The organism is Bradyrhizobium daqingense, from assembly GCF_021044685.1.
Lineage (GTDB): Bacteria > Pseudomonadota > Alphaproteobacteria > Rhizobiales > Xanthobacteraceae > Bradyrhizobium > Bradyrhizobium daqingense.
This window is the reverse complement of the sequence record NZ_CP088014.1, coordinates 486,350-507,815: the sequence shown is the minus strand read 5'-3', so window position 1 is coordinate 507,815 and position 21,466 is coordinate 486,350. Positions and strand designations below refer to the sequence as shown.

Annotated in this window: 18 protein-coding genes; 14 read left to right on the top strand and 4 right to left on the bottom strand. The window is 65.1% G+C overall.

Features of this window, described 5'->3' with window-relative positions:
• Positions 1–182 precede the first annotated feature (182 nt).
• From ugpB to LPJ38_RS02310, 10 genes are all read left to right on the top strand, one after another.
• Positions 183–1,523, top strand: coding sequence for a sn-glycerol-3-phosphate ABC transporter substrate-binding protein UgpB (gene ugpB, locus LPJ38_RS02355; RefSeq protein WP_145638605.1), 1,341 nt, complete (start codon positions 183–185; stop codon positions 1,521–1,523).
• A gap of 179 nt (positions 1,524–1,702) precedes the next feature.
• Entirely contained in the window at positions 1,703–2,650 is a 948-nt protein-coding gene (locus tag LPJ38_RS02350; RefSeq protein ID WP_145638607.1) for an aminoglycoside phosphotransferase family protein, read from the top strand.
• Positions 2,651–2,972: 322 nt separating this feature from the next.
• Positions 2,973–4,595, top strand: a complete 1,623-nt coding sequence (locus LPJ38_RS02345) for an ABC transporter substrate-binding protein (RefSeq protein ID WP_145638609.1) — start codon at positions 2,973–2,975, stop codon at positions 4,593–4,595.
• 209 nt (positions 4,596–4,804) lie between these two features.
• On the top strand, positions 4,805–5,818 hold the full coding sequence (locus LPJ38_RS02340; RefSeq protein WP_145638611.1) for an ABC transporter permease: 1,014 nt from the start codon (positions 4,805–4,807) through the stop codon (positions 5,816–5,818).
• Positions 5,819–5,827: 9 nt separating this feature from the next.
• Positions 5,828–6,727 (top strand): ABC transporter permease, encoded by a 900-nt coding sequence (locus LPJ38_RS02335; RefSeq protein ID WP_145638613.1) that lies wholly within the window; start codon positions 5,828–5,830, stop codon positions 6,725–6,727.
• A gap of 145 nt (positions 6,728–6,872) precedes the next feature.
• Positions 6,873–8,648, top strand: a complete 1,776-nt coding sequence (locus tag LPJ38_RS02330; protein ID WP_145638615.1) for a dipeptide ABC transporter ATP-binding protein — start codon at positions 6,873–6,875, stop codon at positions 8,646–8,648.
• Between the two features lie 18 nt (positions 8,649–8,666).
• A complete protein-coding gene (locus tag LPJ38_RS02325) occupies positions 8,667–8,846 on the top strand; it encodes a DUF4089 domain-containing protein (protein WP_167520615.1) in 180 nt (59 codons plus the stop codon).
• A gap of 7 nt (positions 8,847–8,853) precedes the next feature.
• Positions 8,854–10,248, top strand: coding sequence for an AtzE family amidohydrolase (locus LPJ38_RS02320; protein ID WP_167520616.1), 1,395 nt, complete (start codon positions 8,854–8,856; stop codon positions 10,246–10,248).
• Between the two features lies 1 nt (position 10,249).
• The gene (gene hpxZ / locus LPJ38_RS02315; protein WP_145638619.1) at positions 10,250–10,642 is read left to right on the top strand and encodes an oxalurate catabolism protein HpxZ; all 393 of its coding nucleotides are present in this window, start codon (positions 10,250–10,252) and stop codon (positions 10,640–10,642) included.
• A gap of 4 nt (positions 10,643–10,646) precedes the next feature.
• On the top strand, positions 10,647–11,369 hold the full coding sequence (locus LPJ38_RS02310; RefSeq protein ID WP_167520617.1) for a GntR family transcriptional regulator: 723 nt from the start codon (positions 10,647–10,649) through the stop codon (positions 11,367–11,369).
• Between the two features lie 144 nt (positions 11,370–11,513).
• On the opposite strand, the gene atzF is transcribed toward LPJ38_RS02310, so the two are convergent.
• Positions 11,514–13,322 carry an allophanate hydrolase gene (atzF, locus tag LPJ38_RS02305; protein WP_145638622.1) on the bottom strand — a complete coding sequence of 603 codons (1,809 nt, stop codon included), beginning with the start codon at positions 13,320–13,322 and terminating at the stop codon, positions 11,514–11,516.
• A 183-nt stretch (positions 13,323–13,505) separates the two neighbouring features.
• Complete coding sequence (locus LPJ38_RS02300; RefSeq protein WP_145638624.1) at positions 13,506–14,000, bottom strand: MarR family winged helix-turn-helix transcriptional regulator; 495 nt, start codon at positions 13,998–14,000, stop codon at positions 13,506–13,508.
• A 146-nt stretch (positions 14,001–14,146) separates the two neighbouring features.
• On the opposite strand from LPJ38_RS02300, the gene LPJ38_RS02295 reads away from it, so the two are divergent.
• Positions 14,147–15,997, top strand: coding sequence for a feruloyl-CoA synthase (locus LPJ38_RS02295; protein WP_167520618.1), 1,851 nt, complete (start codon positions 14,147–14,149; stop codon positions 15,995–15,997).
• A 370-nt stretch (positions 15,998–16,367) separates the two neighbouring features.
• On the opposite strand, the gene LPJ38_RS02290 is transcribed toward LPJ38_RS02295, so the two are convergent.
• A complete protein-coding gene (locus tag LPJ38_RS02290; RefSeq protein ID WP_145638628.1) occupies positions 16,368–16,874 on the bottom strand; it encodes a MarR family winged helix-turn-helix transcriptional regulator in 507 nt (168 codons plus the stop codon).
• A gap of 83 nt (positions 16,875–16,957) precedes the next feature.
• Between LPJ38_RS02290 and LPJ38_RS02285 the strand changes: the two genes are divergently transcribed.
• The 3 genes from LPJ38_RS02285 to LPJ38_RS02275 all read left to right on the top strand — a co-directional run bounded on the left by LPJ38_RS02285 (position 16,958) and on the right by LPJ38_RS02275 (position 19,809).
• Positions 16,958–18,178 (top strand): cytochrome P450, encoded by a 1,221-nt coding sequence (locus LPJ38_RS02285; RefSeq protein WP_145638630.1) that lies wholly within the window; start codon positions 16,958–16,960, stop codon positions 18,176–18,178.
• A gap of 11 nt (positions 18,179–18,189) precedes the next feature.
• Positions 18,190–18,513, top strand: a complete 324-nt coding sequence (locus LPJ38_RS02280; protein ID WP_145638632.1) for a 2Fe-2S iron-sulfur cluster-binding protein — start codon at positions 18,190–18,192, stop codon at positions 18,511–18,513.
• A gap of 84 nt (positions 18,514–18,597) precedes the next feature.
• Positions 18,598–19,809: an ABC transporter substrate-binding protein gene (locus tag LPJ38_RS02275; protein ID WP_145638634.1), complete on the top strand. Its 1,212-nt coding sequence runs from the start codon at positions 18,598–18,600 to the stop codon at positions 19,807–19,809.
• 195 nt (positions 19,810–20,004) lie between these two features.
• On the opposite strand, the gene LPJ38_RS02270 is transcribed toward LPJ38_RS02275, so the two are convergent.
• Positions 20,005–21,267 (bottom strand): NAD(P)/FAD-dependent oxidoreductase, encoded by a 1,263-nt coding sequence (locus LPJ38_RS02270; protein ID WP_167520619.1) that lies wholly within the window; start codon positions 21,265–21,267, stop codon positions 20,005–20,007.
• Between the last annotated feature and the right edge of the window lie 199 nt (positions 21,268–21,466).

Genomic DNA, 21,466 nt, shown 5'->3' with positions numbered 1-21,466 from the left:
ACCCCTCAGTGGTGGAGTCTATGGCGGAAGGAAAAGGTTCAACGCAATCTAGCAAATGGTTAAGGGAAGGCCATCCCGCCGCGAGCCCGGGACCGATTGTGCAGCGCGGGCGGCGCGCATTCTCGGTTGAAACCGCAAGGTCCGCACCTTAAGCAGGGACGGTCGCCGTTGAGCCGCGCCAGATGGGAAGAGCCATCGTGATTTCAGCCTTGCGCCTTTTGCCGATCGTTGCCGCCCTCGCGGCCCTCACATTCGTCTCGAAAGCACAGGCAGCAACCGAGATCGCGTGGTGGCACGCGATGTCTGGCGAACTCGGCCGGCAGCTCGACAAGCTCGCCGCCGACTTCAATGCTTCGCAATCCGACTACCGGATCGTGCCGACTTACAAGGGCAATTACACCGAGACGGTGACGGCGGCGATCTTCGCCTTCCGCTCGCGCAGCCAGCCCGCCATCGTCCAGGTCAACGAGGTCGCGACCGCCACCATGACCGCGGCCAAGGGCGCGATCTATCCGGTGTTCAGCCTGATGCGGGACCAGGGCGAGCCGTTCTCGCTCAGCGACTACCTTCCCGCCGTCTCCGGCTACTACACCGATGCGGCCGGCAATCTGTTGTCGTTCCCGTTCAATTCCTCGACGCCGATCCTCTATTACAACAAGACCATGTTCCGCGACGCCGGCCTCGATCCGGAGGTGCCGCCGAAGACCTGGCCGGAGCTGGGCGCCGCGGCAAAACGCCTGCGCGAGCGCGGCGCGCCGTGCGGCTTCACCACGTCCTGGCCGTCCTGGATCCATGTCGAGAATTTCTCCGCCTTCCACAATCTGCCCGTGGCGACGCGGGCGAACGGCTTTGGCGGCCTTGATGCGGAATTGACCATCAACAATCCGTCGCTGGTGCATCACATCGCCGCGCTCAGCGAGTGGCAGAAGACCAAGCTGTTCGACTATAGCGGCCGCGGCCAATCGGCCGAGCCACGCTTCCAGAAGGGCGAATGCGGCATCTTCATCGGCTCCTCGGCGACGCGTGCCGACATAAGAGCGAATTCGAAATTCGAGATCGGCTACGGCATGATGCCGTACTGGCCAGACATGAAGGGCGCGCCGCAGAATTCGATCATCGGCGGCGCCACGCTCTGGGTGCTGCGCGACCGCCCGCGCGAGGAGTACAAGGGCGTGGCGCGCTTCTTCGCCTATCTGTCGCAGCCCGGCGTGCAGGCCGCCTGGCATCAGAACACCGGCTATCTGCCCGTAACCCGCGCCGCCTTCGAGCTGACGCGCTCGCAGGGCTTCTACGAGCGCAATCCGGGCTCGGCGATCTCGTTCGAGGAGATCACGCTCAATCCGCCGACGGAGAACTCCAAGGGCATCCGGCTCGGCTCCTTCGTGCTGATCCGCGGCGCGATCGAGGACGAGCTGGAGCAGGCCTTTTCCGGCCAGAAGAGCGCGCAAGCAGCGCTCAACTCCGCCGTCGAGCGCGGCAACAAGATCCTCCGACAGTTCGAGCGGGCCAGCCCGGAGCGGTAGGCTCAGCGTAAAAGGGGCAAGATCTTTCCACAGCGTCATGACCGGGCTTGTCCCGGCATCCACGCCTCAGCCACAGCCCGAAGATCGTGGATGCCCGGGCCTTCGCCTCGCCGAAGCGGCTTCGGCCGCGCAGGCGGGACAAGCCCGGGCATGACGACTCAAATGCATCGAGTGCGCCGATGTCGATGACGCTGCCCCACCTCACCGACGCGGAAAGCTTCCGCGCCTTTCGCTACGATTCCTCGCGATGGCTGCCCATCGCGCTCGACATCGCGCGCAGCCACGGCTTCGACGCCGACGCGCCGCATGTCTTTGCGACCGGCACCAATCTCGTGGTCGGACTTGGCGACACGCTGATCTTGAAAATCTTCCCGCCGCTGCTGCGCGCACAATTCGTCTCGGAGCGCGGCTCGCTGACGCAGCTCAACGGCCGGCTGCATCTGCCGATCCCCGAGATCGCCGCGGAGGGGATGCGCGACGGCTGGCCCTACCTGATCATCACGCGCCTTGCCGGCACGCTCGGCTCCGAGGTCTGGCCGCATCTGCCGGAAGACCAGAAGGAGCGCCTGCTGCGCCAGATCGGCGAAACCATCGCCGCTGTGCAGCGCGCGCCGCTCGGTGCGCTCGGTAGGATCGAGCCGCGCTGGGACGATTTCATGCGCCGGCAGATGCAGGGCTGCAGGGCGCGGCATACGCGTCTCGGTCTCGCGCCAAAATTCCTCTCCGGCCTCGACGACCTCCTGCGCGACGCGGAACAGCTGATCCCGATGGATGCGCCGCCGGTGATCCTGATCGGCGAATACATCCCTGAGAATTTTCTGCTCGCCTGCGATGACGGCCAATGGTCGCTCGCCGGCCTGTTCGACTTCGGCGACGTCCTGGCGGGATGGCGCGACTACGATCTGCTCGGCCCCAGCGCCTTCATGGCGGCGGGCCGGCCGGGTCGGGTGAAGAATCTGCTCGAAGGCTTCGGCCATCCGAAGCCCGACTATGCGCTGAAGCGTCGCCTGATGGCCCTGATGCTGTTGCACCGTGCCAGCGACCTCAACAGCCACATCTGTATCGAGGGCTGGCAGGAGCAGGCGGAGGATCTGGTCGAATTGCAGGAGCTGATCTGGCCCGGCTGATCGCTCTGAGGCGCACCGTCATTCCGGGCTCGATGCTGCGCATCGCCCGGGAACGACAACGATGGTGCCGCTGCAGCGGGACGCTCTTCAAAGGTCGTTCTGAGCCGCCTCGCGCCATGAGCGACAAGAATTTTCTGCGTAATTTATATGCAAATACCGATCTTTGTATGCAATTGAGGCCTAGTCACATTTCCTAGTTTTCAGGGGCTCGCCAAAAAATACAACGATATCATCCCCTTACAGGTCTTGTAGCGCTTCATTAACCTTGGCACGAACCTTGCGAATCCGGTTCCAACCAAAAACTTTGTGTTGGAGCGATTTCATGAAGCGCCGCGATTTCCTCAAGTCCGTTTCCGGATTGGCCGCTGGCGCGGCGCTTCCGGCCATGCCGTCCGTGATCTCCTCGGCCAAGGCCGACGCCCGCTCGGAGACGCTGCTGATCGTCTCGGAAGGCGGCCCCAACAATCTCGACATCCATGGCATCGGCACCAACGTGCCCGGCTATGAAGTGTCCTGGAATTGCTACGATCGCCTGATCAGCCACGAGATGAAGGCCGGCCCCGGCGGCGTGCCCTATTACGACCGCGACAAGTTCAAGGGCGAGCTCGCTGAGGACTTCAAGATCGACGACATGTCGGTCACCTTCAAGCTGAAGAAGAACGCCAAATTCCACGACGGCACGCCTGTTACCGCGAAAGACGTGAAATGGTCGCTCGACCGCGCGGTCAGCGTCGGTGGCTTCCCGACCTTCCAGATGAGCGCGGGCTCGCTGACGAAACCCGAGCAGTTCGTCGTGATCGACGACCACACCGTGCGCGTCGACTTCCTCAAAAAGGACAAGCTGACGATTCCCGATCTCGCCGTCATCGTGCCCTGCGTCGTCAATTCCGAGTTGGTCAAGAAGCACGCCAGCGAGAAGGATCCCTGGGGTCTCGAATTCACCAAGCAGCAGACTGCGGGCTCCGGCGCCTACAAGGTGACGAAGTGGACGGCCGGCACTGAAGTGGTGATGGAGCGCAACGACGATTGGGTCGGCGGGCCCCTGCCCAAGATCAAGCGCGTGATCTGGCGCATGGTGCCGCAGGCCGGCAACCGGCGCGCGCTGCTCGAGCGCGGCGACGCCGACATCTCCTATGAGCTGCCGTTCAAGGATTTCCAAGAGATGAAGGCGAACGGCAAGCTCAACGTGGTTTCGCTGCCCTTCTCCAACGGCATCCAATATATCGGCATGAACGTGACCAAGCCGCCCTTCGACAATCCGAAGGTGCGCCAGGCCGTCGCCTATGCGCTGCCGTACCAGAAGATCATGGACGCCGTGCTGTTCGGGCTCGGCAATCCCATGTTCGGTGCGCCCGCGGACAAGGCCACGGAAGTCGCCTGGCCGCAGCCGCACAAATACAACACCGACATGGCGAAGGCGAAGGCGCTGCTGGCCGAAGCCGGCTACGCCAACGGCTTCGAGACCACGATCTCGTTCGACCTCAACTTTGCCGGCGTCAACGAGCCGCTTTGCGTGCTCGTGCAGGAGAGCCTCGCCCAGCTCGGCATCAAGACCACCATCAACAAGGTGCCCGGCGCCAACTGGCGCACCGAGCTCAACAAGAAGGAGATGCCGCTCTTCACCAACGTGTTCTCGGGCTGGCTCGATTACCCCGAGTACTTCTTCTACTGGTGCTATCACGGCAACAATTCCGTCTTCAACACCATGAGCTACAAGTCGGCGGAGATGGACAAGCTCATCGACGGCGCGCGCACGGCCGCCGCCACCGGCGACACCGCGGCCTACGACAAGGACGTGAAGGGCTTCGTCGATCTCGCCTTCACCGACATCCCGCGCATCCCGCTGTACCAGCCCTTCGTCAACGTCGCGATGCAGAAGAACATCTCGGGCTATCAGTATTGGTTCCATCGGAGGCTGGATTACCGCGCAATGGCGAAGGGGTGACGAGTCATGGGTGAGGTGAGCACAGCTCTCTCTTACCCTCTCCCCTTGTGGGAGAGGGTGGCTCGCCGCGTAGCGGCGAGACGGGTGAGGGGTAGCCACGAACTCAGACCTCGCTTGCGGCTACCCCTCACCCCAACCCTCTCCCACAAGGGGAGAGGGGGCGCAGCGGAGTGCGGGGCGCAATCTCATTCCCACATCAGGAGCACCCCATGCTGACGATGATCGGCAAGCGTCTGATGTTCGCGATTCCCTCGCTGATCGGCGTCGTCATTGTCACCTTCCTGCTGACGCGCGCGCTGCCTGGTGATCCCGCCGCCTATTTCGCCGGGCCCGCTGCGACCAAGGAAGCCGTCGAGCAGATCCGCAAGAAGCTCGGGCTCGACAGGCCGCTGATCGAGCAGTTCTTCCGCTACACCAACGATCTCGCCCATGGCGATTTCGGCAACTCGCTCACGACCGGCCAGCCGGTGGCGACCGAGATCCGCAATCGCCTGCCGGCCTCCGCCGAGCTGACCCTGCTCGGTCTCTTCGTCTCGATCGTCATCGCCATTCCGCTCGGCGTGCTCGCAGCGACCCGGCCGGGATCATGGATCGACCATCTCTGCCGCGTCACGACCACGGCCGGCGTGTCGCTGCCCGTGTTCTTCACCGGCCTCGTGCTGGTCTACGTATTCTATTTCCGCCTCGGCTGGTCGCCGGCGCCGCTCGGCCGTCTCGACGTGTTCTACAGCGCGCCGCCGACCGTCACCGGCTTCTATCTGATCGACACCCTGATCGCCCGCGACGTCGAGGCGTTCCGCTCGGCCCTGAGCCAGCTCATTTTGCCCGCGACCTCGCTCGCGATCTTCTCGCTGGCGCCGATCGCACGCATGACGCGCGCCTCGATGCTGGCGGTGCTCGGATCGGAATTCGTACGAACGGCCCGGGCCAGCGGCCTGTCGCCGTCGACCGTGATCGTCACCTACGCCTTCCGTAACGCCATGCTGCCGGTCATCACCACACTCAGCATGGTGTTCTCGTTCCTGCTGGGCGCCAACGTGCTGGTGGAGAAGGTGTTCGCCTGGCCCGGCATCGGCTCCTACGCGGTGGAAGCACTGATCTCGTCGGACTTCGCGCCGGTGCAAGGTTTCGTGCTCACCATGGCAGTGATGTACGTGCTGCTCAACCTCGTGATCGACATCCTCTACGGCGTGATCGATCCGCGCGTCAGACTTGAAGGCTAGGGGGATCAAATGAGCTCCGTTGCGCCTGCCGTTGAACCCGTCGGTCCTGCCCGTACGTCCGGGCTGTCTGCGATCCTCGAACAGACCCGCTATGTGCTCAGCGAGAACAAGGTCACGGGCTTTGCCTTCGCGCTGCTCCTGATCATCGTGTTCGCGGCGATCTTCGGTCCCTACGTGGTGCCCTACGATCCGCTCGCCTCCGACACCGCTGCAACCCTGCAGCCGCCGTCGGCGGCGCACTGGTTCGGCACCGACCAATTGGGCCGCGACATTTTCAGCCGCGTCATCGTTGCAACGCGGCTGGATTTCTTCATCGCGATCGCCTCGGTCGCACTAGTGTTCCTGATGGGCGGCCTTGCCGGCATCGCCGCGGGCTATTTCGGCGGCTGGACCGATCGCATCGTCGGGCGCATCGCCGACACCATCATGGCGTTCCCGCTGTTCGTGCTCGCCATGGGCATCGTCGCCGCCCTCGGCAACACCGTGCAGAACATCATCCTGGCCACCGCCATCGTGAATTTTCCGCTCTATGCCCGCGTCGCGCGCGCCGAGGCCAATGTCCGCCGCAATGCCGGCTTCGTGCAGGCCGCGCGCCTGTCGGGCAACGGCGAATTCCGCATCCTCCTGGTGCACATTTTGCCGAACATCATGCCGATCATGGTCGTGCAGATGTCGCTGACCATGGGCTACGCCATCCTCAACGCCGCAGGCTTGTCCTTCATCGGCCTCGGCGTCCGTCCGCCCACCGCCGAATGGGGCATCATGGTCGCCGAAGGCGCCGGCTTCATGGTGTCAGGCGAATGGTGGATCGCGCTATTCCCGGGCCTTGCTCTGATGATCGCCGTGTTCTGCTTCAACCTCCTCGGCGACGGCCTGCGCGACATCGTCGATCCCCAGCGGAGGACGTGATGGTGGTCGGGTTCGAACTCCAGCATTTCGGGCGTGAGGAGGCGCGGCCTCCCTCAAAGATCCTTCAAAAATTCTCCAATGATTTCAGTGTCATCTCTACTGTGCATGGGGTTGTTTTCGACCTCGCGAAGGCCGGGAGGCCGGCATGACCGCCCAGCCCCTGCTCGACGTCCGGGATCTCACGGTCGAATTCACCACCCGCCGCGGCATCGTCAAGGCCGTGCAACACGTCAACATCTCCGTCGCCAAGGGCGAGACGCTGGCCATCGTCGGGGAGTCCGGCTCCGGCAAGTCGGTGACGTCCTATGCGGTGATGCGCATCCTCGACCGGGCCGGCAAGATTGCCGAGGGCTCGGTGATGTTCTCCGGCATCGACGTCAAGGCCGCGACTGAAGACCAGATGCGCGACCTGCGCGGCCGCGAGGTCTCGATGATCTTCCAGAACCCGCGCGCGGCCCTCAACCCGATCCGGAAAGTCGGCGACCAGATCGAGGACGTGCTGCGCACCCATGTGCAGCAGGCCCAGGTCAAGGATCACGGCGAGAAGGCGATCGAGGCGCTGGAGCAGGTCAAGATCGCCCGCCCCCGCGAGCGCTACCACGCCTATCCGTTCGAGCTGTCCGGCGGCATGTGCCAGCGGGTCGTGATCGCGCTCGCGCTCGCCTGCAATCCGCAGCTGCTGATCGCGGACGAGCCGACCACCGGCCTCGACGTCACCACGCAGAAGGCGGTGATGGATCTGATCGTCGAGCTGACCAAGCGCCGCGCGATGTCGACGATCCTGATCACGCATGACCTTGGCCTTGCCGCGGCCTATTGCGACCGCGTCGTCGTGATGGAGAAGGGCCGCGTGGTCGAGACCGCGAAGGCGGCCGACATCTTCGCGAACCCGCAGCACCCCTACACCAAGAAGCTGATGCGCGCGACGCCGCGGCTTGGTGTGAACTTGCGCGATCTGCTGCCGGAGGAAGAGGGCGCGCGCCAACCCGCATCCGTCATGGCCGGGCTTGACCCGGCCATCCATCACGCCTCGCAAGACTCCTCTCGATCGATGGACCCCCGGGGCAAGCCCGGGGGTGACGAGAAACCCCTCCTCCTCGTCGACAAGCTCGTGGAGGAATATCCCCGCCAGGGCGCCACCGCCGTGCTCGGAAAACTGTTCGGCCGCAAGCCGCCCGTGGAGCCGGATGTGTTCCGCGCCGTCGACGGCATCAGCTTCTCCATTGGTCACGGCGAGAGCGTCGGCCTCGTCGGCGAATCCGGCTGCGGCAAATCGACGACGTCGATGATGGTGATGCGCCTGCTCGACCAGACCTCGGGCCTGATCCAGTTCGACGGCGAGGACATCTCGGGCATCGCGCCTGCGTCGTTCGCCCGGCTGCCGCAGCGCAGCCGCATCCAGATGGTGTTCCAGGACCCGACCGACAGCCTCAACCCGCGCTTCACCGCCGCGCGCGCCATTGCCGATCCGATTCTGCAACTCGGTGACATCAAGGGCCGCGAAGCGCTGCGCGCCCGCTGCGAGGAACTGGCCACCATGGTCGGCCTGCCGCACAACCTGCTCGACCGCTTCCCGCATCAATTGTCCGGCGGCCAGAAGGCGCGCGTCGGCATCGCCCGCGCCATCGCACTGCATCCAAAGCTCGTCATCCTGGACGAGCCGACTGCGGCGCTGGACGTCTCGGTGCAGGCCGTGGTGCTCAACCTGCTGCAGGATCTCAAGCAGCGGCTAGGTATGAGCTATCTGTTCGTCTCGCATGATTTGAATGTGGTGCGCTTGTTGTGCGATCGTGTCATTGTGATGCGGACCGGACGGATCGTCGAGGAGGGCTCCTCCGAACAGGTGCTCAGCGATCCCAAGGACGACTACACCAAGGAGCTGCTGACGGCGATCCCGCATCCGCCGTTGCAGATGCACTGAGATCAGCTTGAGAGCGTGATGGCCGAATCCCTGGACGACTATATCGACGCAGTATCGAAAGCCCTGGCGCTGCCGGTCGAGGACGGCTGGAGGCCCGCGGTGCGCGCCAACCTCGAGGTCTCGCTGCGGCTCGCCCGGCTCGTCGACGAATTCGCGCTGCCGGACGAGACCGAGCCGGCGCCGATCTTCACGGTCTGATGCTGCCATGACCGCCAAGCCAGAGATGAATGCTGCCGAGATCGCGAAAGCGGTCGCGACCCGCAAGATGTCCGCGCTCGATGCCACCGAAGCCGCACTCGCGCGCATCGAGCAGCACGACGGTGTCCTCAATTCCTTCACCGACGTCACCGCCGATCGCGCCCGCGCCAAAGCGCGCGCGATCGATGCCGACATCGCGGCGAGAAAGGAAGTCGGCCCGCTCGCCGGCGTGCCCTTTGCGGTGAAGAACCTGTTCGATGTCGCCGGCCTCTCCACGCGCGCCGGCTCCAAGATCAATCGCGATCTCGCGCCCGCCAAGCGTGACGCCACGCTGATCGAGAAAATGGAGGCCGCCGGCGCCGTGCTGGTCGGCGCGCTCAACATGGGCGAATACGCCTATGACTTCACCGGCGAGAACGTCCATGACGGTCCCTCGCGCAATCCACATGATACGACGCACATGACCGGCGGCTCATCCGGCGGTTCGGGCAGCGCCGTCGGCGGCGCGCTGGTACCGATCGCGCTGGGATCGGACACCAACGGATCGATCCGCGTGCCGTCCTCCTTCTGCGGCATCTTCGGCCTGAAGCCGACCTATGGCCGCCTATCGCGGGCGCGCTCGTTTCCGTTCGTGGCGAGCCTTGATCATCTCGGGCCGCTGGCGCGCTCCGTCACCGACCTCGCGCTCGCCTATGACGCGATGCAGGGGCCGGATGCCGACGACGGCGCCTTCACGACGCGCGGGCTGGAGCCGACGCTGCCGCTGATCGCCAATCCGGTTTCGGATCTGCGCATCGCCATTGCCGGCGGGCACTTCCAGAACAACGTATTTCCGGAAGCGGTGGAGGCCGTGAGTCGTGTCGCCAAGGCGCTCGGTGTGACAAAAATCGTCGACGTGCCGGAGGCCTCGCGCGCTCGCGCCGCGGCTTACGTCATCACCACGACGGAGGGCGCTTCGCTGCATCTCGATCGCCTGCGCAAACGCCCGAACGATTTCGATCCGGCCGTGCGCGACCGGCTGATCGCCGGCGCCATGGTGCCGGCGCCACTGGTCGACCGCGCCCAGAAATTCCGCCGCTGGTATCGCGCGCAGCTCGCCGAGATATTCAGGTCGGTCGACGTGCTGCTCGCGCCGGCAACGCCCTGCACTGCGCCGAAGCTCGGCCAGGTGAATTTCACGCTCGACGGCGTCGAGCTGCCGGTGCGCGCCAATATCGGCATCCACACCCAGCCGATCTCGTTCGTCGGCCTGCCGGTGGTGGCGGTGCCGGTGCCGCTCGAGCCGCTACCGATCGGCGTGCAGATCATCGCCGCGCCCTGGCGCGAGGACATCGCGCTGCGCGTTGCCTATGCACTGGAACAGATGGGCGTCGTTGCCGCGCCCGCGCCAAGAGGATTATGAGATGGAGATCGATCTCCCCGACGTCATCGCGGAAGTCAAAGCCGCATTCGATCGCTATGAGCAGGCCCTCGTCAGCAACGACGTCGCGGTGCTCGGCGAGCTCTTCCGCAACGATCCCCGCACGATACGCTACGGCATCGGTGAGAACCTCTATGGCTACGAGGCAATCTCCGGCTTTCGCGCCAGCCGCTCGCCGGTCGGGCTGAACCGTCGCACGGCGAAGACCGTGATATCGAGCTACGGTCGCGACACGGCCGTGGCCTCCACCCTGTTCTATCGCGACACCGCGCCCGGCAAGGTCGGCCGGCAGATGCAGACCTGGATACGCTTCCCGGAGGGCTGGCGCGTCGTCGCCGCCCATGTCAGCATCATCGACGAGTCGAAAGAGACCTGACCGTATGACGCTTGACGATCTTCCGCCCGGGACGCTGCCGGCCGAGCCGGTGGTGCCACGGGTCGACCGCGCGCAACCCAGCCTGCACAAGGTCACGCGCGCCGAGGAGCTGCGGCTTCAACTCGCCGACGAGATCGTGCGCGGAACCCTGGCGCCCGGCGCGCCGCTGGACGAGACCGACATCGCCCGGCGCTTCAGCGTCTCGCGTACGCCGGTACGCGAGGCGCTGCGCCAGCTGGTCGCCAGCGGCCTCGTCGAGGCGCGCGCGCATCGCGGCGCCGTGGTGGCGCAGCCCTCGATCCAGCGTCTCACCAGCATGTTCGAGGCGATGGCCGAGCTCGAGGCGCTGTGCGCCGGCCTTGCCGCCGAGCGCATGTCCGCCGCGGAGCGCCATGGCCTGGAAGCGATTCACGAAGAGCTCCGGGTGCTGAGCCATGCCGGCAATCCCGAGCGTTTCCACGAGGTCAACGAGCGCTTCCACAACGCGATCTATGCGGGCTCGCAGAACGGCTACATCGCCGAGATCACGCTGGCGACGCGCGTTCGCGTGCAGCCGTTCCGTCGCGCCCAGTTCCGCAATCTCGGCCGACTCGCCAAATCGCAGGCCGAGCACGACCGCGTCGTCGTCGCCATCATGCGCGGCGACAAGCAGGGCGCGGCAGCCGCGATGCGCGCGCACATCGAGCTGGTGCGCGGGGAGTACGAGATCTACGCAGTGTCGGTGTAGGGCGGTATCCGTGTCCCGGACGCGGTGCAGCGCGTAGCGCTGCTCCGCAGAGCCGGGACCCATCTATCCGTCTCGCAAGTCGTTCCATGGGTCCCGATTCAGCAGCGCACCACTGCGTGATGCGCTGCGCCCGGGACACGAGACTTACCCCTTTGCCCTCTCCGCCATATACTTCCGCCAGCCGCCATACGCCGTGATATCCCGCGCTTCGTCCAGCACTTCCGGCTCGACGAGAAACCCCTTCACGCTGCGGCCATCCGCGAGTCGTATCGTCCCGATCGCCATCGGCGCTGGGATCGCGTTCACGAACTTGCCGAAGGCGGAGGGCGACAGTGACCAGATCTCCAGTTCGAGCGCCGCGCCCTTGCCGGCTTCGACGCGCAGCATGCCCGGCTTCGGCGGCGTGGTGTTGAGCGCAAAGAGCTTGTAGTCCGGCGCGGTTCTCGTTGCTTCGATCAGGCTTGCGTTCAGTGCCGTCAATTCTCCGTTCAGCACCATGCCGGACAGATGCGCGCCGACCACTGCAATCGGAATCTCCTCGCTGCTGTTTGCGGGAAGCGGCGCGAGCGGTGCCTGCGCCGCGCCCTTGGCCCCAAGACGCAGCTTCGTATCGGCATGGAACACGCGGCCGATGCTGGCGAGCAGCGCGTCGTGTCCTGCGGGCGCGAGTAGCGTGACGCCGAACGGAATGCCGTCCGCACGCATCGACGCCGGTATCGCAAGTCCGCAGAGATCGAGCAAATTGACGAAATTGGTATAGGTGCCGAGCCGGCTGTTGAGCTCGATCGGATTGGCCAGCACCTGCGCGGTCGTATAGGCGGTCGGCGCCGTCGGCAGCACCAGCGCGTCGATATCAGCAAACGTCCGCTCGGCGATCTTGCGCAGGCCCTGCAGACGATAAAGCGCCGCGAAGGTGTCCGCAGCGGTCAGCCGCGCGCCGGCCGCGGTGATCTCGCGCGTCACCGGATGAATCGCGTCAGGTGCGGACGCCAGCAGATCCTTGATCACGAGATATCGCTCGGCCACCCACGGCCCTTCATAGAGCAGCCGCGCCGTCTCATAGAACGGCTCGAGATCGAACTCGACCAGCTTTGCGCCGAGCGCCGTCCAGCGCTTCAGCGCATCGGCATAGGCAGCTTCCGCCTTCTTGTCGCCGAAGAAGATCAGTTGTCCGCTCCTGGGCACGCCGAGGCGCAAGTTCTGAGGGAACGGCGTGATCGGCTGAAGCGGCCGCTCGCGCGAGAACGGATCGGCCTCGTCGGGTCCCGCCATCACCGACAGCGCAAGCGCGGCGTCATCGACCGTCAAGGCAAACACCGAGATGCAGTCGAGCGTGCGGCACGCGGGCACGAGGCCCGTGGTCGAGATCATGCCGAGGCTCGGCTTCAGCCCGACGATGTTGTTGAGCATCGCCGGCACGCGGCCGCTGCCGGCGGTGTCGGTGCCGAGCGAGAGCGGCACCAGGCCCGCGCCGACGGCGACCGCCGAGCCCGAGCTCGAGCCGCCGGGAATGAGATCGTCGCGTATCGAGTTCCTGGGAATGCCGTAAGGTGAGCGGACGCCGACGAGGCCGGTCGCGAACTGGTCGAGATTGGTCTTGCCGATGATGATCGCGCCCGCGGTGCGCAGGCGCGCCACGGCGGTGGAATCCCGCGTCGGCGTGTAGGAGAAGGCCGGGCAGGCTGCGGTGGTCGGAAAGCCCAGCGCGTCGATATTGTCCTTCACCGCGACCGGGACGCCATAGAGCGGCAGGCTCGCGGCATCGGCGCGCGCGGCAAGTCTCTCGGCCTCCGCAATCGCGTCCGTCTCGTCGCGCAGGCTGATGAAGGTTGCGGGATCGTTGTGGTCGCGGATGCGCTGATAGCTGCGTGCGACCGTCTGCGCCGGCGTCAACGTGCCCGCGCGATGCGCGGCCACAATCGCGGCGATCGTTTCAGGCTGCTCAGCCCCCATGGCGACAAAACTCCGGCATTCATGTCCTCACCCGGATTGAAGCAAGCGATGTGCCATTGTGTACAGTTCTGGCGGCAGCCAGCCGTTCTCAATACCATAATTTGATCAATGGCTTGGCAGGGCCATAAGGCCGAGCGCAGACGCTCGGTTACAGGCATTTGCCCAAATTACGAGCAGTCTGTGTCAGGTGAAGTCGGCGAGGATCCGGAGCAGCTGCTGCCGGTTCTCCCGGCCGATCCTGGCCTCGACATTCCGCTCGTGTTCCGCGGCGAGGTGCTTGAACCTGGCTAGTGCCGTCTCACCCTGCGCCGTGAGGTGCAGCGCGTGTGAGCGCCGGTCGGTCTTCGACTTGATCCGCTTGACATATTTGCGCTGCTCGAGGCTGTCGAGCAGATGCACCAGCCGGGCCCGCTCGATGCCGAGGCGCTTGGCCACCGCCATCTGCGACAAGCCCGGATTGGCGCCGATCACCGTCAGCACCGAATATTGCGTCGGCCGGATATCGACCGCGCCCAGCGTCTTGATGAAATCCTGGAAGATCCAGATCTGGAAGCGGCGCACCGCATACCCGGCGTGCCCGACCAGCGCGTCGAGGCCGACTTCGTCGGCGTCATTCCGCGGTGCCTTCCCGTTGCCGGCGCCGTTGCGTGGGGACGTCCGGGCTGCGCTGCTTGTCACATCGTGTCTCCTTCGCCGACCTTAGCGCCTCGACGGGCGGGGCGAAAGATTGTTGTTGACGACAACAATTGCCGTGCCCAACATTATGGCCGAAGCAGCCCGGGACGAGGCTGCGGCCGATCCGGAGTCCGGGCGAGGAGGAAACCATGAGATCCGCGTCACGCGGTGACGTTGCAGGCCTGTTCGCAACGCCGAGAACCATCGCGGAGCACCGCGCCGACGGCAGCATCGTGCTGCGCTCACCCGAGCCGCTCGGCGAGAGTGCACGCTGCATCGGCGACTGGCTCGAGCAATGGGCGCGGCAAACGCCTGATGCGATCTTTCTCGCCGAGCGGGACGGTGTCGATGCGCCCTGGGCCACCATGACCTACGCGGGTGCCCTGCGGCGGGTCCGCGCCACGGCGTCCTGGATGCTGGCGCAGAACCTCAGCGCCGAGCGCCCCGTCGTCATCCTCTCCGACAACAGCATCGATCACGCCTTGCTCGCGCTGGCCGCCCAGCACGTCGGCGTTCCCTCTGCCGCGATCTCGCCGGCCTACTCGCTGATGTCGAAGGATTTCGACAAGCTCAAAAGCATGATCTCGCTGCTTCAGCCCGGCGCGATCTATGTCTCCGCGACCAAGCCATTTGCCGCGGCGCTAAACGCGATCAGGCCGCTGCACAATGCGCAGATCATCAGCGGTAAGGCCGGCGATGCCGATGCGCTTGCTTTCCGTGATGTCTCGGCAACGCCTGAAACGGCTGAGGTCGCAAAGGCCTTCGCCGCGATAACGCCGGATACGATCGCGAAATTCCTGTTCACCTCGGGCTCGACCGGCACGCCCAAGGCGGTCATCAACACCCAGCGCATGTTGACGTCGAGCCAGCAGGCCAAGGCGCAGACCTGGACATTCCTGGCGCCGGGCCGTGGCGATCTCGTGATCCTCGACTGGTTGCCTTGGAGCCACACCTTCGGCGCCAACCATAATTTCAACCTCGTGCTGCGCAACGGCGGTGCGCTCTATATCGACGGCGGCAAGCCTGCTCCGGGCCTGTTCGCGACCTCGCTCGCCAACCTGAAAAGCGTGATGCCGACGGTCTATTTCAACGTACCGCGCGGCTTCGACATGCTGGTCGCGGCGCTGCGCGGCGATGAGGAACTGCGCCGCCGCTTCTTCGGCGAGGTGAAGTTCGCCTTCTATGCCGGTGCGGCATTGCCGCAAAATCTCTGGGACGCCCTGGAGCAGCTGTCCATCGAGACCGTCGGCCGCGCGTTGCCGATGGTGTCGGCCTGGGGCTCGACCGAGACCTCCCCGCTCGCGACCGATTGCCACTTTCTTGCAGAGCGCTCGGGCAATATCGGTGTGCCGATTCCCGGCACGGAGCTCAAGCTCGTCCCCTCCGGCGACAAGCTGGAGGTGCGCGTGCGCGGGCCGAACGTGACACCCGGCTACTGGAAGGCGCCGGAGCTGACGAAGCAGGCGTTCGACGAAGAAGGTTTCTATCTCATCGGCGACGCCGTGAAGCTTGCCGATCCGGAGAGACCGGAGCGCGGCCTGTTCTTCGATGGCCGCGTCGCGGAGGACTTCAAGCTCAATTCCGGCACCTGGGTCAGTGTCGGCACGTTGCGTGTCGCCGGCATCGCTGCATTGGCGCCGCTTGCGCAAGACATCGTCGTTGTCGGCCATGGTGGCGATGAGGTCCGCTTCCTGGTATTCCCCAACGTCGCGGCCTGCCGCGCTCATGCCGGTCTCCCCGAGACGGCGGCTGTGAGCGAGGTGCTGGCACATGACAAGATCAGGTCCGCGATCGCGCAAGGCCTGGCGAGGCTCAAGCAACAGAGTGGCAATTCCTCCGGCCATGCCACACGCGCGCTGCTGCTGGCGGAGCCGGCCTCCGTCGACGGTGGCGAGATCACCGACAAAGGCTACATCAACCAGCGCGCCGTGTTGACACGCCGCGCCGATGCGGTGGCGCGGCTGAATGATGACGCGTCGGGTGAGTGGATCGGGCTGTAACCGGGGCGCCTTAACGGCTCTCGTGCCCCGGACGCAGCGCAGCAGGCAGTGATGCGCTGCAGAGCGGGGCCCATCTCTCGTCGTGCACATAGCTGCTGGGTACCGGCGCTGCGTCGCGTCATTTCATGCCGCGCCGCGTCCGGGACATGAGAATGAGGGCTGGGTTAGGCCAACGACCCTGCCGCATTATCTTGCCGATTCTTTTGTTGCCTAAGCAACTAATTTATGCGAACCGTTCCAGACACAGATGACGGCGGACGAACCGCTGCGTTCTTTTCTGGAGGAAGCAATGCACGGCAGAAGGGGTGCCGCCGGCAAATGCCGGCGCATGACCGGGAACGACGGGAGTTTGCGCGCCGCGCGCGATCCGTCAGGTCTCGGTGCCGCCGGTCACCGCGCCGAGATTTTCGTGCAGCCGGCGCAGCAGGTCGATGAGCACTTCGCGCTCGTCCTTGCTGAGGCAGGACAACAGACGCCGCTCGCGCTCGAGCGCGGCGGCGATCACCTTGTCATGGGTGGTGCGGCCCTTCGCAGTGAGCGAGATCGAATGGGTGCGGCCATCGTTCGGATCGGTGCGGATCGCGACCAGCCCGCGCTTCTCGAGCCCGGCGAGCGTCCGGCTCACCGGTCCCTTGTCGAAGCCGATGACCTGGCAGATACGCGAGGCGGGAATGCCGGGTTCGATCGCGAGCAGCGACATGATCCGCCATTCCGTGACGTTGACGCCGAATTCACGCTGATAGAACGCGGTCGCGCTGTTCGAGAGCTTGTTGGCGATGAAGGTGACGAACGCCGGGACGTAACGATCGAGATCGAGCGTCGGTCCGACGTCAGCGGGCGCAGGCTTAGGGCGGGATCTGGTCGAAGGCACGGGCATGTCGGGCTTCTGGCTTGCGGCGGACCCCGTGACCTAAGGGTAAGCGCCGCCCTTTCACAAGATCAAAATGAGGGAGGTCTCCCATGACCACATCCGGCTCCCCCGAATCAACCGGTGTCGCGTCCGTTCCGCATCTCGACGTCGACCCCTTCGCGATGAGCTTTTTTGCCGACCCCTATCCGACGCACGAGCTGCTGCGGGAGGCCGGGCCGGTGGTCTATCTCGACAAATGGAACGTCTACGGCGTGGCGCGATATGCCGAGGTTCACGCCGTGCTGAACGATCCCGCGACCTTCTGCTCCAGCCGCGGCGTCGGCCTCTCCGACTTCAAGAAGGAGACACCTTGGCGGCCGCCGAGCCTCATCCTCGAAGCCGATCCGCCCGCGCACACCCGCACCCGGGCCGTGCTGTCGAAGGTGCTGTCGCCGACCGTGATGAAACAGGTGCGCGATCGCTTTGCCGCCGCAGCCGAGGCGCGGGTCGATGCGCTGCTGGAGAGGCGCAGCTTCGATGCGATCGCCGATCTCGCCGAAGCCTATCCGCTCTCGATCTTTCCGGATGCGCTTGGGCTGAAGCCGGAGGGACGCGAGCATTTGATTCCCTATGCGAGCGTGGTGTTCAACGCCTTCGGTCCGCCCAACCAGTTGCGCCAGGAGGCGATCGAGCGCTCGGCGCCGCATCAGGCCTATGTCGCAGAGCAGTGCCAGCGCGAGAATCTCGCGCCCGGCGGCTTCGGGGCTTGCATCCATGCGCAGGTCGACGAGGGAGCCATCACAGCTACCGAAGCGCCGCTGCTGGTGCGGTCGCTGCTGTCCGCTGGCCTCGACACCACCGTCAACGGCATTGGCGCCGCGGTCTATTGTCTCGCGCGCTTCCCGGATCAATGGCAGCGCCTGCGCGATGATCTTTCGCTCGCGCGCGGCGCCTTCGAAGAAGCCGTGCGCTTCGAAAGCCCGGTACAGACCTTCTTCCGCACCACGACACGGGAGGTCGAGCTTTCAGGCGCCAGAATAGGTGAGGGCGAGAAGGTCTTGATGTTCCTCGCCGCCGCCAATCGCGATCCCCGCCGCTGGGACAAGCCCGACAGCTACGACATCAGCCGCCGCACTTCCGGCCATGTCGGCTTCGGCTCCGGCATCCACATGTGCGTCGGCCAGCTCGTCGCCCGCCTCGAAGGCGAGGTGATGCTGACGGCGCTGGCGCGGCGCATTGCGAAGATCGAGATCACGGGCGAGCCGAAGCGCCGCTTCAACAACACGCTGCGCGGGCTCGATAGCCTGCCTGTCACCATCACCCCGGCCTGACGAGGATCTTCATGCCTGCCATCACTTTCATCCATTCCGACGGCAAGTCCGACCGCGTCGAGGCCAGCGACGGCGAGAGCGCCATGCAGGCCGCAACGCGCCACGGCCTCGATGGCATTCTCGCCGAATGCGGCGGCAACGCCATGTGTGCGACCTGTCACGTCTATGTCGACGACGCCTGGCTCGCACGCCTGCCCGACATCGCCGACGACGAGGATGCACTGCTCGACGGCACCGCGAGCGAGCGGCGGCCGAACAGCCGGCTGTCCTGCCAGATCCACCTCACGCCCGTGCTCGACGGGCTCGTGCTGCGATTACCGGAACGACAAGTCTGAAGCGAAAAGTCTGAAGCGGCAAGTGACGTCCGAGCTGCACCGGTAACGATCGGTGTGACAACACATCCAACAGGGGAGGGAATGATGAAACAACTGAAGTGGACGCTCGCATTGGCCGCGAGCCTGATGACCGGCGCGGCGAGCGCCCAGATATCGGACAATGTCGTGCGCGTCGGCGTGCTCAACGACATCTCCGGCATTTTCCAGGACACCAACGGCATGGGCTCGGTCGAGGCCGCGCGCATGGCGGCGGAGGATTTCAACGGCGGTGGCAAGGGCATCAAGGTCGAGATCGTCTATGCCGATCACCAGAACAAGGCCGATGTCGGCAACGCGATCGCGCGCAAATGGCTCGATGTGGAAGGCGTCGACGCGATCGTCGACGTGCCGAACTCGGCCGTCGGCCTGTCCATCAATTCACTGCTGCGCGACAGCCGCATGACCTTCCTGGCGTCGTCGACCGCAAGTTCGGACCTCACCGGCAAGGCGTGCTCGCCGAATACCATCCAATGGGTCAACGATGCCTGGGCCACCGGCAACACCACGGCGGCCGCGATGATGTCTCGCGGCGGCAAGGATTGGTATTTCCTGACGGTCGACTATGCGCTCGGCAAGGGTATCGAGGCGGAGGCGCAGAAATACATCGAGGGACATGGCGGCAAGGTGCTGGGCTCGTCCAAGCATCCGCTCGGCACCTCCGATTTCGCGTCCTTCCTGTTGCAGGCGCAGAGCTCAAAAGCGCAGGTGATCGGCCTTGCCAATGCCGGCGGCGACACCATCAACGCGGTGAAGCAGGCCGCCGAGTTCGGCATCCAGCAGAGCGGCCAGAAGCTCGTCGCCTTCCTGCTCTTCATCAACGACGTACACGGCATGGGCATCAAGGTCGCCCAGGGCCTTCAACTCATGGAAGCGTTCTACTGGGACATGAACGAGGACACCCGCGCGTTCGCCAAGCGGTTCGCCGCGCGCCCCGGCATGAACGGCAAGATGCCGAGCGGCAACCAGGCCGGCGTCTATGCCTCGACGCTCGCTTATCTCAACGCCGTCGCCGCCACCGGCAGCGACAACGCCAAGAACGTCGTGCCCGAGATGAAGAAGTTTAGGGGCAAGGACAAATTGTTCGGCGACACTGCCATTCGCCAGGACGGCCGCGTCGTGCACCCGATGTACCTGTTCGAGGTGAAGAAGCCGGACGAGTCGAAATATCCGTATGACTATTACAAGCTGGTGTCGACGATTCCCGCGGACCAGGCGTTTCGTCCGCTCGCGGAAGGTGGGTGCGAACTGGTGAAATAGGGGACACGAGTGCAGTCCCCTTCACCCTCCCCTGGAGGGGGAGGGTCGTTCGCGCGCAGCGCGAGCGGGGTGGGGTGATCTCTCAACACAGGCACTGTTGGATGAGGAGAGACCGTCACCCCGCCCCGGCTCACATTTCGCTGCGCTCATTGTGAGCCGACCCTCCCCCTCCAGGGGAGGGTAAGAGAAGCCTCCCTATACCACCTTGCTTGATCCCTGCGTGATCAGCCGCGCCGCCCTCTGATCCCTCGCGTAGATCCAGAGCCAGCTCAGGGCGACGCTGAGGCGGTGGCGGAGGCCGATCAGGAAGTAGATGTGGGCGATGCCCCAGATCCACCATGCGATGGTGCCGCGCAGCTTGACCTTGCCGAAATCGATCACCGCGAGCCGCTTGCCGATCTGCGCGAGGCTGCCGGCGTGCTTGTAGCGGAACGCGCCCTTGGTCTCTCCGCGCAGCCGCGCCTTGATGGTTTCGGCGACGTGCCGGCCCTGCTGCTTCGCCGCCGGCGCGATGCCGGGCACGGGCTTGCCGTCCCAGGCATTGATGCTGACGGTATCGCCGATCGCAAAGATCTCGGGATGGCCCGGAATGGTCAGGTCGGCCTCGACCTGCACGCGCCCGGCGCGATCACTTGGCGCGCCCAGCCATTCCGCAGCGGGCGAGGCGCGCACGCCGGCGGCCCAGATCCGTGTCTTTGCCTCCAGCAGTTTGCCGCCGAACACCACGCCCTCGCGATTGATCTCGGTCACGGCTTGCCCGAGCACGACCTCGACGCCGATCTTTTCCAGCGAAGCCTGCGCGTAAGCCGAGAGCTCGTCGGGAAAGCCTGCAAGCACGCGCGGGCCCGCTTCGATCAGCACCACGCGCGCCTTCGTCGTGTCGATGTTGCGGAAGTCGGCGGGCAGGGTGTGATGCGCCATCTCGGCGATGGTGCCGGCGAGTTCGACGCCGGTCGGACCGGCACCGATGATGACGAAAGTCAGCCGTGCCGCGCGCCGCGCGGAATCCGTCTCGCGCTCGGCGCGCTCGAACGCCACGAGAATGTGACGGCGCAATGTGGTCGCGTCCTCCAGCGTCTTCAGGCCCGGCGCCCATGCCTCCCATTCGTCATGGCCGAAATAGGCGTGCCGCGCGCCGGTGGCGAGCACCAGGGTGTCGTAGGGCACTTCGCTGCCGTCGTCGATCAGCACGCAGCGCCGTGCCGCATCGACGCCGCTCACGGTTGCAAACAGCGTCGTCACCTCGCGCCGGTCGCGCATCAGATGGCGGATCGGCCAGGCGATCTCGCTGGTCGCGAGCGAAGCGGTCGCGACCTGGTAGAGCAGCGGCTGGAACAGATGGTGGTTGCGGCGGTCGATCAGCGTGATCTCGACCGGTGCGCCCGCGAGCCTATAGGCCGTCTCCAGGCCGCCAAAGCCGGCCCCGACGATGACGACGCGGTGTGGTTTAGCGGTCATGGTGCGCCCTCGAATCTCGCTGCTGTGCCTGCTCATTTAAGTGCGGATTAGGGGCTGCGGTCCAATAGCCGTCACCAATGGGCGCATAGGCGGGACATATCGATCCAGCGCGAAAAAGCGCCGCAGCCTTGGTCGAAGTAAGTAGAATTATATTTCTTGCCATCGCCGATTGGAGCGAAATATGGTGCAGGCACGGCGC

Excerpts from the sequence above, each read along its gene's own strand:
- ugpB (WP_145638605.1), top strand. The coding sequence starts at position 183 with ATGGGAAGAGCCATCGTGATTTCAGCCTTGCGCCTTTTGCCGATCGTT.
- LPJ38_RS02350 (WP_145638607.1), top strand. The coding sequence starts at position 1,703 with ATGTCGATGACGCTGCCCCACCTCACCGACGCGGAAAGCTTCCGCGCC.
- LPJ38_RS02345 (WP_145638609.1), top strand. The coding sequence starts at position 2,973 with ATGAAGCGCCGCGATTTCCTCAAGTCCGTTTCCGGATTGGCCGCTGGC.
- LPJ38_RS02340 (WP_145638611.1), top strand. The coding sequence starts at position 4,805 with ATGCTGACGATGATCGGCAAGCGTCTGATGTTCGCGATTCCCTCGCTG.
- LPJ38_RS02335 (WP_145638613.1), top strand. The coding sequence starts at position 5,828 with ATGAGCTCCGTTGCGCCTGCCGTTGAACCCGTCGGTCCTGCCCGTACG.
- LPJ38_RS02330 (WP_145638615.1), top strand. The coding sequence starts at position 6,873 with ATGACCGCCCAGCCCCTGCTCGACGTCCGGGATCTCACGGTCGAATTC.
- LPJ38_RS02325 (WP_167520615.1), top strand. The coding sequence starts at position 8,667 with ATGGCCGAATCCCTGGACGACTATATCGACGCAGTATCGAAAGCCCTG.
- LPJ38_RS02320 (WP_167520616.1), top strand. The coding sequence starts at position 8,854 with ATGACCGCCAAGCCAGAGATGAATGCTGCCGAGATCGCGAAAGCGGTC.
- hpxZ (WP_145638619.1), top strand. The coding sequence starts at position 10,250 with ATGGAGATCGATCTCCCCGACGTCATCGCGGAAGTCAAAGCCGCATTC.
- LPJ38_RS02310 (WP_167520617.1), top strand. The coding sequence starts at position 10,647 with ATGACGCTTGACGATCTTCCGCCCGGGACGCTGCCGGCCGAGCCGGTG.
- atzF (WP_145638622.1), bottom strand. The coding sequence starts at position 13,322 with ATGGGGGCTGAGCAGCCTGAAACGATCGCCGCGATTGTGGCCGCGCAT.
- LPJ38_RS02295 (WP_167520618.1), top strand. The coding sequence starts at position 14,147 with ATGAGATCCGCGTCACGCGGTGACGTTGCAGGCCTGTTCGCAACGCCG.
- LPJ38_RS02290 (WP_145638628.1), bottom strand. The coding sequence starts at position 16,874 with ATGCCCGTGCCTTCGACCAGATCCCGCCCTAAGCCTGCGCCCGCTGAC.
- LPJ38_RS02285 (WP_145638630.1), top strand. The coding sequence starts at position 16,958 with ATGACCACATCCGGCTCCCCCGAATCAACCGGTGTCGCGTCCGTTCCG.
- LPJ38_RS02280 (WP_145638632.1), top strand. The coding sequence starts at position 18,190 with ATGCCTGCCATCACTTTCATCCATTCCGACGGCAAGTCCGACCGCGTC.
- LPJ38_RS02275 (WP_145638634.1), top strand. The coding sequence starts at position 18,598 with ATGAAACAACTGAAGTGGACGCTCGCATTGGCCGCGAGCCTGATGACC.
- LPJ38_RS02270 (WP_167520619.1), bottom strand. The coding sequence starts at position 21,267 with ATGACCGCTAAACCACACCGCGTCGTCATCGTCGGGGCCGGCTTTGGC.